Below are 10,115 nucleotides of genomic sequence, written 5' to 3' on the forward strand. Positions count from 1 at the left end.
ATAAGGTGATTTGCATTGGTAAAAGAAACATTAAAACTACCATATGGTTTGAGGGACAATTACATTATTCATATTTCAGAAATATCAGAAGATCAGCGTGGATTGAAATGTAATTGCGTTTGCCCAGTCTGTCATGAACCGCTCCAGGCACGAATTGGAATGAAACGGATCAAACACTTTGCCCACAGCAGCAATTGCCCAACTGCCGCAGAAACCGCTCTACATATGATGGCAAAAGACATTGTACTTAAAAATCGGAAAATACTTTTACCACATGTTGAGTTTGCTGTTAGCATATGAAATAATAAAATCAAGTAAATATTTTAAATACAATCATGCTAAATCAGAATACTTTATTAAAGGGATTAAACCAGATCTGATGATTTCAGATGGAAAAAATACCTTGTTTATTGAGATCGTAGTAACCCATGATGTGGATGATGAGAAGTATGAAAAGATCAAAGAAATGAACCTTAGCGTTCTCAAAATAGACCTTGAGGAATATTACTATACAAGTATCCAGAACGGTACCTATGAACATCTGGAAAATCATATCATCCATCGGGAAACCAACAAAGAGTGGGTAAACAATAAGCTGCTGAATAAAGCGATTGAAGATTATGAAAATGCAGACATACGTGAAGAAGAACAGGCTAGGAAGAAAGTGAGTGCTTTAATGCTCAAACTATATCACATGCCAGACTTATTATATCCCATGGATGCGAGAATTGCGGAAAATAAATACTGGAAACATACAAATCAATATATGCATCTTGATATGGACGATATCTTTGAGTATTTAAATTACCCGATACCAGGTGAAATTGTTTTTGATTGTGATCGGCGGATCTGGCAGACAACATTATTCGGTCTGTTTGTTATTAACAACAAGTATTCCTTCATAAAGATTGAATGGGTACATAATTGGATTGTCAAAAAGAAAGGATTACCGATCAATTGGTTAATTTATGGATCGTGGAGACAAAAAGATATCCAGGGATTTAAACTGCCTTCTCTAGCAGATGTTTTAGCGGAATTCTTCATGCAGTTGGCAGATTATGGTTTTTTACTGCCGGATCTTAACTGCGAGGTTAATGATAACACCTACAGTTGGAAATTTTATATAAAAAATAAAATGAAGATTATCGAGGACCGGGAAGGTTACTGTCTACTTGAATAATGCGGCCGAGTTTAATTCTTATAAATTTTTATATCAAATATAAAACATTAGCATGTAATATGGACAAAATAAAGTTAGTATGATACAATTTTTATAGACGATCCATACTGAGGGTCAGGTAAAAAAACGTCAAATTAAAAAACCCCCAGACTGCGAATCTGGGGGTTTTTATTTAGACTAAAGCAAGGCTTTAATCAAGGTAATCATAGCTGCTGCCAACTTCACGATCTCTACGGCAAAGCCTGTGACTCCCTGCTTAGACATTTTATGCTTTTTCATACTGAGGGACCTCCTTTCATAGGAGTTTGGGGACGTCAAAACCCCAACAAAATAAGTATAGCATGAATTAAAAAAACTGTCCAAACTCTAACTTTTACGTTATGTTTGGACAGTTTTTTAATTCATGTTTTAGACGGATTTTTTTAAATGTGTTATAATAATAAATTATGCTTGTGAATTTAAAACGTCCCTTAATCCGTATTTTTCAGAGATACTTAAGAAAAACTTAAATCTCATTAGTGGTGATGGGTCGCATAAGTGGGCAAGTTGGGTCGCATAAGTGGGCGAGTTGGGTCGCATAAGTGGGCAAGTTAAAAGTTGATTTTTTATAGTGGAAATGGCAATATACTGGGGTATTTTGAATATCTTTAATAATTCACTAAGTTCTGTAAGAACTGTAAGTTCTTATAGCTGGTTTTTGGTGGAGGTTTACAATGGCTTTAAAATGCCGTTTAATGTAAGAAAGCAAATAGTTTTCTTGTGTTGAGGGGTAAACCACTTTAAAATAACCCGCACGTCTAATCACCGTGTATAGTCCGTTAAAGGGATGTATTTTATTAAGAGTGGTTCGTTACCGTCCTGTCGCCTGGAGTTATCTAGGAGGGGGGGGATACAATTGTGTGATAACAACCGGTGTTTTATGGCAGATCCTTGACCGGCAGAGTATTGCGAGCAGTAATGCTTGCGAAGGGTTTAGAAACCTTAAGCGTCCTATACGCCTATTCTAAATTCTTTCCCTTGTTTTAAATTATTTTTTTAATTTAATTTAAAACAGGGGGGGGAAAAATTTTGTGTCCTTAGTGAACCTTCCGCCTATCCTAAATTCTTCAGAACTAAAAAGCAAGTAAATTAAAAAGAAAATTTTTCAGTCGGCATTCTTTTCTCACTATATTTAGTATAATTTGACTTTGTCTTAATAGATAATATATATAGTCATTAAATACTTGACTATATATATTATCTATTATATAATGAATTAACTTAATAAAGAAAGGAAACAGTTATATGTTAAAAAGTAAACATGAAATTGAAATGGAAAATAAGAAGTTCCTTATAAAGTACAAAGATGAATTAGAATCATATAATGTTTTAAAGTATTATAGAGATAAATGTGAAGGGTTATTTGTGTTTGGTGAGGACGATGAAAAAGATTTTGTAAAGGATTTAAAGTTGTTTGGATTGTTTAAAATCGTTCAATCCCAAAATCAAACAATTATACGCCAGTCTAATGTTTTAAAGGCTTTAATTAAAGAATTGCCAGAAGAAAAGCAATTCGATTTCTTAGAGATTCTTGGTGAAGGAACGGATGAATAAGGTTATTAAGAACAAATTGTATAACACCCAATCTGCCACTCAATTGGCAGATTGGGATAATGGCTATCCTAGAATGGATCCTTTGTATGTTAAAGAGAATCTTTATATAAAAAAGACTGGTGAATATTTTATTCACGCTTACGGTGGAGCTGCTACTCAATATGCTGAACAAAGCGGTAATAATCAATTTACTGCTGGAGAAATATTACTGCCAATAACCTTCGAAGAAGCGGAAAATTGGGCGAAAGAAAAACTTCAGGTTGAAGTATATGATAAGATCTTTGGTATAAATCCAGGTACTGAAAATAAAGAAGAAGTAGGCATATATTTAAAGATACCCGCAGTTCTTGACAAAAGAATGAGATTTAAATTACAGCGAGAGAAAGATCCGAAGATAAAAACAATTGGTAACTATATTATATCTCTAATTAAAAAAGACTTAAACGATAATGAAGAAGGAGACGAGCATGAGTAATTGTACGGTCATTGCGGTTGTTAATCAAAAGGGTGGGGTAGGTAAAACAACTTCAACATATAATTTAGGTTGGGAACTTGGTAAATTGGGCAAAAAGGTTCTTCTTGTTGATTTAGATTCGCAGGCAAATTTAACCATGCAAGCAGGTGTTCCAACTCCAGACAAATTGAGCTTTACATTGGCGACTTTATTAACAAAGTGTATATATGACGATGAATTTACATATGATAATGAAGATATTCTTATTCATAAAGAGATGATCGATCTTCTACCTTCTAATATTGAATTATCAAATGTGGAGATACAAATTGTAAATGTTATGTCAAGAGAAAGCGTCCTAGATCGTATTTTAGAAAAATATAAAGAAGCTTACGATTATATAATCATTGATTGCATGCCTTCATTAGGGATGATGCCAATAAATGCTCTTGTTGCAGCCAATAAAGTTATTATACCAGTTGTTCCGGAATTTTGGGCAGTCAAAGGGATCGAAGCATTGCTGAAAACGATCAAGAATGTTAAAAAGAAAATGAATAGTGGATTAGAAATTGAAGGGATACTATTAACAAAATATACTCCTAATTTAAGAATCACAAAGGAAATGGAACAAATTATTACAGATGTTTTTGGTGAAAGGATTAATGTGTTTGATTCAAAAATTCCAGCAGTTACAAAAATGGGTGATACTGCTATCAACTCCTTAAGTGCTCGTGAAATGTACGAGAGTTTAAAAATAAAGAAGCATAAAGACTCAATTGAAAAAGTAATGAGTGCATATCAGAATCTTTCTTTAGAAATTATAAATAAGGAGGTGAAGTAATGGCGAACCGATTAGACAGTTTATTTAGCTTGGATGATGAAGAACTTTTGATGATAGAAGTCAATAAACTACTGGAATTTGAGGATCATATATTTCCCGGATATGATGAAATTTCTATGAAAGGCTTAATGGTGAGTATTGAGAGTCGTGGAGTTGTAACGCCGATTCTTGTTAGAAAGCATCCTGAAAAATTAGGGAAGTATGAAATTCTTGCTGGCCATAATAGAGTTGAAGCTTGTAAAAGATTGAATATCGATATTATACCGGCACGTTTATTTAATGATTTGAGCGAGAATGATGCAAAAATGATTGTTATTGAAACAAACCTCAATCAAAGAAATTTGAATGATTTTAAAGTATCGGAACGTGCTCATATTGTATCTGAATGGGATCGTTTGAGAGAGGATAAAGATATTGAAAAAGAAAATGAAGAATCTCCAAATGAATCAGGATTTAATCTGGGAAGAATTCAAGTATGGAGATATAATCGGATACATAACTCCTTGATCCAGGGGATTAAAGAGTTGCTTGATAATTATGCTATCAGTATAAAAGCGGGAGTAGAATTATCTTATCTGGATGAAGATGGGCAGATGATGGTATTATCTATATTGAATGATGGGTATAAACTAACCGAACCAAAGGCTTCTTTAATCAAAAATTTATTCGAAAAAAATCTGATCACGAGGGAAGCAATCTTAGATTTATTTATTAAAAAGAAAAAAGAGAGAAAGCCTTTTAAAATAAGACCTGAAATATTAGATAACTATTTTAACAAAGAAACGGATGCAGAGATTCAAAATATTCTAGTAGAAGCTCTAGATGAATATTTTAATAAAAAAGAAGGTAGTGAGTAAAATCATTACCTTCTTTTTTATCTAACGTTTTACAAACAATCCTAATACTGAAATAGCTGTTGCAGCAGCAGCCCAATTTCCGGCACGTCGGGTAGATGAATTAGTAGCATTTGCTATTTTAATAATTTCCTTCTGTGATTTTACAATATTCTGTTTGTGAATTTCATCATGATATAAATTAATTGCATCGGTAATGGTATTAGCTCGATGATCATTGATATAGTCATAGATAATTTCAATAAATCCTGGAAAGGTATACTTAAAGGGCAGTAAACCAGGATATCTGAAATTCTGATAACTTTGGTATAGATCGGACAGAAGTCGATTTTTTTCATTATTCAGCGTATCTAAATTTTTGATATACTTCTCCAATTTTCGTTCTTTCGAAGAGTGAAGGATAAAGTAAAATACCAGGATAAGTGGAATATCAAGTATCGTAAATAATAAAATATTGGGCGTATATTGGTAATCCATGTATAAATAAAAGAAAATGGTAAACAACGTAGCTGAGGTTATAAAAATAGAAAGAAAAAAGTTTCCTAAATTACTGAAGGATAGTTTTTTATGAGATTCAAAAGCCTTGGTTAATTCTATAGCAGCTTCTTCCATTTTTATAAGCTGATTGTATTGAGGTGATTTCTGGCTAAAATAAGAAGTGGCTTCTTTCAATTGTGTTAGTAAATTACTTCTGTCTAAGTGATCCATTCAATATCCCCTTTTACTTTTTTTCAATAATCATATTTTCAACAATATTCTCAAATTTTCCTAATAGTTTAATTTGTAATCTTTCATCTTCAATTTTATCATAAATATCAAGTAAATCCTTCTGATTTTTTGTTAATTTAATGGAATATTCCTGTTTTATTTTATGTGTATATTCGCTTGTTTCAACTGAAGGTTTTTCTATTGACCGGCCGATCAAATCGTCTAGTGATATCTGAAAATAATCTGCAAGTTTAACTAGGGTTCCAAGCTCTGGCTGTCTATCTTCATTTTCATATTTGCTGATGCTTACAAATGATACGCCAATAATGTTTCCCAGTTCTGTTTGGGTAAGCTTATTTTTTATTCGAAGTTTTCTCAATATTTTTGGGAACATTATGATCTCCTTTATCAGTAGTATAATCTCCTGAGTTATTTATTATACTACTCTTTATGCTCTTTTTTAAACCAAAATATCAAATAAATCATAAATACTACATTATTTAAAGGATTGACATTTGAAATAAGGTATAATATTATCTAATTATACACAGAGTATAATTAGATAATAAAAAAAAACACTTTTATTATATTTATAAGTGTTTTAAATATTTTTGATTTTATAGGTTTTAAAAGGTTACTTATCAAATTTTTCGTATTGTTCGGGTGTAATTAAATTAATTTTTTCCTCAAATTCAGAGACATGCTTTTTTATTAGTATTTCGATCTCACGATTTGCTGATCGGCCGTTGTAGTCAGCAACATATCTGAATTTTTTCATTAATTCTTTATCAACACGGATTGTGAAACGTGGTAATTTTGAAGGCATTGTAAAATCTCCTTTACTTTTATTGATATATTATAACATCAAAAATATTGTTGACGACAAAGTGACGACATGATAAAATGGTAAAAAAAGGAGGTGACGACAAAGTGACGACAAACAACGTTAGATCAGGATTGAGATTACCAGAAGAATTGAATGAAATGCTAATAAAAAAAGCTAAAGAAAAAGGCATTTCTAAAAATGCGTTAATACTTCAAATCCTATGGGAATATGTGAGTAAATTGAATAAATAAATGTTTGTTAAAAATATTTTCATGAAAGATGTTAGATGGTAACCGCTGGGTTCAAGTCCTAGGTCTTTCTTAGTTCTTAGATAAATGAATATTACGCATTATAGAAATTCCATGATTCCCCCTTTAAACAGGAAGCGACGTAGCATTGTGTTGGATTCACATAGATGCCGAAAAATGATCTCATGGTAGAGATTAATCGCAAAGATACGGAAAAATGGACCATGCGACGCCTGTTGGTGCCGGCCTATGTGGCGGGATTTAGTTTCGTTTGCTTTTAACCAAAGTAATTCTATAATGTGCCCGGAGAGATTTCTCTCCATGATTGGGGGTCGTTGTAAAATTCAATCATTAATATAATAAATAATTTGCAGATGAGTAGATTCTACTCATCTGCTTTTTTGATGGTTTACAAATGTTTCTATTAGGGATATTTGTAAATCATTATAATTATAAAGGAGAATATTTTAATGGCGAATTTAATTTGGGAAAAAGAATCGGGTGAAAAGCACTATGAAGACGATTTGGTGAAATATGTCTGTTATGGTTGTGATAAAGAATTTATTATTGGCAAGCACTTCGCTGAAACGTCCGATCAGTTACGGTGTCCATACTGTGGGCAAGTAAAAGATCTGGATGTAAGATCAGAAGCTACAGGAGAATGGCTGGAAGAACTGGAGCTGGGATGCTTTGGAATGAGTTATACAATTGATAAGAATGGAAATCAAGTCACTCATCCACTCGATCTTTTTGAGAAAGAAATCTTTTATAATCGACAGAATAAGACGAATGATGAAATCAATAAGCGCTTTATTGAATTAGTGCAACAAATTAATTGAAATGAACTGGGATAAACAGATACTTCGGGTTTTCCCAAAGAAAACCAGTTACACCCCGGAAGATCCCCTGACCTATTATCCGGATGGAATCATCCAGGCACCCATGTTTTCACTTTTTCCAAAGTTTGATGAGATTCATATTTCCTGTTCCTTTACCTGGGATAAGGACTATTGCATTAAGCTTCAGGAACAATACCAGGCATTTACAGACCGGCCAGTGAAAATTGGTGGCCCCGGATTTGTAAGTGCAGCGGAGGATTTCGTGCCGGGACTATATCTCAAACCAAACATAATTTTTACCAGCAGGGGTTGTAATAATCAATGTCCCTGGTGCATCGTGCCGAAGATTGAGGGGTACTTAAAAGAACTGCCTATTTGTCCTGGCAACATTGTCCAGGACAATAATTTTCTTCAGACCAGTAAAAATCATAAAGATAAAATGTTTGAAATGCTACGGTCTCAGCGAAGGATCCAGTTTAAAGGCGGATTACAATCAAATTTGATCGATGATCATTTTGTAGAGAACGTCAGAAGTCTAAAAATTGATGAATTATGGCTGGCCTGTGACACGGATCAATCACTACTGGCGTTTAGAACTGCCTGTAAGAAGTTAGTTAAAGGGGGATTTAATCGGGAAAAAATTAAGTGCTATGTTCTGATTGGGGATGATATGGAAGCAAATGAAAATCGTCTCCAAGAAGTATATCGGATGGGAGCCATGCCCTTTGCCCAATTGGTGAGGGATTTCTCATCGTATAAAACGGAGTATTCAATGGAATGGAAAGCATTCGCCAGGCAATGGCAGCGACCGGCGTCGATCAAAGCACATATGGAAAGAGGAACACAATTTAGAGACTATTCAACATAGGATTCTGTTTCCCGAGGAAACAAAATTAATCAGACCCTCACAGGGTCTTTTATTTTTTATAAGAAAGGGTGTTAAGTAAATATGGCCGATTATTCTGAATCTTCAATTTATGCGAGAATTGAAGTAAGTCGTCTCATTGATTTCAAGAATCACATTTTTGCCAAGTACAACGAAAGCGAAATGAAATCAATGATGGAAAGTATTGAAGATATGGGAGTGACAGATCCGATCCTGGTTCGACCTCACAATGAGTATGAGGGGATGTTTGAGATTATTTCCGGGCATAATCGTGTGGAAGCCTGCAAAAGACTAGGGAAAAGAGATATCCATGCTGTTATCTATGAGGAATTAAAAGATGATAGCGCTGCTGAACTGATGCTCATTGAAACAAATATAAAAAAGCGCAGTCTAAATGATTATGCTATTTCTGAAAAAGCTAAAATTCTGACGAGACGCCATCAATTGATGAAAATACTCAATAAAAGGAAGGCACAACTTTCAGAAATTGAGCGATCTCAATACGATCAGTTGGAAAAGGATAATCCATTCAATATCGGCAAGCGTCAGATCATTTCTTACGTACAGATCCACAACAATTTGACGCAAGGATTAAAAGATCTTTGCGACAGTGGTAAACTCAGTATCAAGTCGGCAGTAGAGCTGTCCTATCTCTCTGATGCCGAACAGGACGTGGTGAGATCCTTTATGCTGGATGGAAATAAGATATCCTACCATAAAGCAAACATCATCCGAAAAAAAATGGAAAGTGCTGAAATTACAATCGATGTACTCAATGAGATTTTCAAAGATAAGGTTTCAAAAAAGAAACCGGAAAAAACCTATAAAATATCACCGGAAATTATCGAAAAATACTTTCAGGATATTGAGGATGAAGGCGACATCCAAATGACCGTTGAGTTGGCATTGGATCAGTATTTTTCTCAGAGCAGTTAAATGGCTGTGTTTAAAATCATCAAGTTCAAACATGGTCAAACAAAAACCGGAATGCGGAACTGTATTGACTATACCAAGAAAATGGAAGAAGAAAATCACCTGGTGTCAACCATTAACTGCTCATCCGAGAGTGCCTATGAAGAATTCATGCTAATCAAAAATATGTATAACAAGGAAAGTGGACGACTTTATATTCATGCCGAACAGAGCTTTCCACCAGAAATACAGGATATGCAGCTCATCCATGAAATTGGGCGCCGACTGATAGAAGAAACCGATATTTTTAACGGCTTCCAGGTCGTCATTGGAACCCATACGGATCGGGATCATATCCATAACCATTTCTGTATCAATTCAGTGAATGCTGAAACCGGTGAAAAATGGCATATCAGCAAAGCGGATCTGGAAGATATTAAAAGTAAATCCCTGGAGCTGTGTCGGGAAGAAAATATCCGGATCTGGTGGGATAAACAAAATGATCAGGATCATGAAATCTTACCAGATGACAACAACGATAAACTGCATACCGTCAAACAGGGGGAGTATGAAAAGCAGAAACAGGGACAGAGCTGGAAATATGAATTATTTCTGGCCGTTAAAGAGTGCGTGAAGCATTCCTTTAGCCAGGATGAATTTATATCGAACATGGAAAAGCTTGGTTATGAAGTCCAATGGGATCATCATAAGCACATCACGTTTACAACGCCAGAAGGTAAGAAGTGCAGAAATAATAAACTCTATCCGCCGGAG

The 10,115-nt window shown here is 34.3% G+C and carries 14 protein-coding genes; 11 read left to right on the forward strand and 3 right to left on the reverse strand.

What is annotated here, in order from left to right:
- Nucleotides 1-15: 15 nt before the first annotated feature.
- The 6 genes from Q7J41_RS03375 (at nucleotide 16) to Q7J41_RS03400 (ending at nucleotide 4,925) form a co-directional block, all read left to right on the forward strand.
- Nucleotides 16-300, forward strand: a complete 285-nt coding sequence (locus tag Q7J41_RS03375; RefSeq protein ID WP_304885243.1) for a competence protein CoiA family protein — start codon at nucleotides 16-18, stop codon at nucleotides 298-300.
- 79 nt (nucleotides 301-379) lie between these two features.
- On the forward strand, nucleotides 380-1,180 hold the full coding sequence (locus Q7J41_RS03380; protein ID WP_304885245.1) for a hypothetical protein: 801 nt from the start codon (nucleotides 380-382) through the stop codon (nucleotides 1,178-1,180).
- Nucleotides 1,181-2,464: 1,284 nt separating this feature from the next.
- Nucleotides 2,465-2,773: a hypothetical protein gene (locus Q7J41_RS03385; protein ID WP_304885247.1), complete on the forward strand. Its 309-nt coding sequence runs from the start codon at nucleotides 2,465-2,467 to the stop codon at nucleotides 2,771-2,773.
- Nucleotides 2,766-3,248: a hypothetical protein gene (locus Q7J41_RS03390; protein WP_304885249.1), complete on the forward strand. Its 483-nt coding sequence runs from the start codon at nucleotides 2,766-2,768 to the stop codon at nucleotides 3,246-3,248. The genes Q7J41_RS03385 and Q7J41_RS03390 overlap by 8 nt, the downstream gene beginning before the upstream one ends.
- Nucleotides 3,241-4,068 (forward strand): ParA family protein, encoded by an 828-nt coding sequence (locus Q7J41_RS03395; protein ID WP_304885251.1) that lies wholly within the window; start codon nucleotides 3,241-3,243, stop codon nucleotides 4,066-4,068. Before Q7J41_RS03390 ends, Q7J41_RS03395 begins: the two co-directional genes overlap by 8 nt.
- Complete coding sequence (locus Q7J41_RS03400; protein WP_304885253.1) at nucleotides 4,068-4,925, forward strand: ParB/RepB/Spo0J family partition protein; 858 nt, start codon at nucleotides 4,068-4,070, stop codon at nucleotides 4,923-4,925. The genes Q7J41_RS03395 and Q7J41_RS03400 overlap by 1 nt, the downstream gene beginning before the upstream one ends.
- A gap of 21 nt (nucleotides 4,926-4,946) precedes the next feature.
- Here Q7J41_RS03400 and Q7J41_RS03405 read toward each other — a convergent pair whose 3' ends face one another.
- The 3 genes from Q7J41_RS03405 to Q7J41_RS03415 form a co-directional block, all read right to left on the reverse strand.
- Nucleotides 4,947-5,630 carry a hypothetical protein gene (locus Q7J41_RS03405; RefSeq protein WP_304885255.1) on the reverse strand — a complete coding sequence of 228 codons (684 nt, stop codon included), beginning with the start codon at nucleotides 5,628-5,630 and terminating at the stop codon, nucleotides 4,947-4,949.
- A gap of 13 nt (nucleotides 5,631-5,643) precedes the next feature.
- Complete coding sequence (locus Q7J41_RS03410) at nucleotides 5,644-6,024, reverse strand: helix-turn-helix domain-containing protein (RefSeq protein ID WP_304885257.1); 381 nt, start codon at nucleotides 6,022-6,024, stop codon at nucleotides 5,644-5,646.
- 240 nt (nucleotides 6,025-6,264) lie between these two features.
- Nucleotides 6,265-6,456: an Arc family DNA-binding protein gene (locus tag Q7J41_RS03415; protein ID WP_304885258.1), complete on the reverse strand. Its 192-nt coding sequence runs from the start codon at nucleotides 6,454-6,456 to the stop codon at nucleotides 6,265-6,267.
- A gap of 104 nt (nucleotides 6,457-6,560) precedes the next feature.
- Between Q7J41_RS03415 and Q7J41_RS03420 the strand changes: the two genes are divergently transcribed.
- The 5 genes from Q7J41_RS03420 to Q7J41_RS03440 all read left to right on the forward strand — a co-directional run.
- Nucleotides 6,561-6,707: a toxin-antitoxin system HicB family antitoxin gene (locus Q7J41_RS03420; RefSeq protein WP_304885260.1), complete on the forward strand. Its 147-nt coding sequence runs from the start codon at nucleotides 6,561-6,563 to the stop codon at nucleotides 6,705-6,707.
- A gap of 467 nt (nucleotides 6,708-7,174) precedes the next feature.
- Nucleotides 7,175-7,543: a hypothetical protein gene (locus Q7J41_RS03425; RefSeq protein ID WP_304885262.1), complete on the forward strand. Its 369-nt coding sequence runs from the start codon at nucleotides 7,175-7,177 to the stop codon at nucleotides 7,541-7,543.
- Between the two features lies 1 nt (nucleotide 7,544).
- Entirely contained in the window at nucleotides 7,545-8,411 is an 867-nt protein-coding gene (locus tag Q7J41_RS03430) for a hypothetical protein (RefSeq protein ID WP_304885264.1), read from the forward strand.
- An 81-nt stretch (nucleotides 8,412-8,492) separates the two neighbouring features.
- Nucleotides 8,493-9,365, forward strand: a complete 873-nt coding sequence (locus Q7J41_RS03435) for a ParB N-terminal domain-containing protein (protein WP_304885266.1) — start codon at nucleotides 8,493-8,495, stop codon at nucleotides 9,363-9,365.
- The coding region (locus Q7J41_RS03440) for a relaxase/mobilization nuclease domain-containing protein (RefSeq protein ID WP_304885268.1) at nucleotides 9,366-10,115 on the forward strand (750 nt) is incomplete at its 3' end.

This window comes from Acetobacterium sp., assembly GCF_030652775.1.
GTDB lineage: Bacteria > Bacillota > Clostridia > Eubacteriales > Eubacteriaceae > Acetobacterium.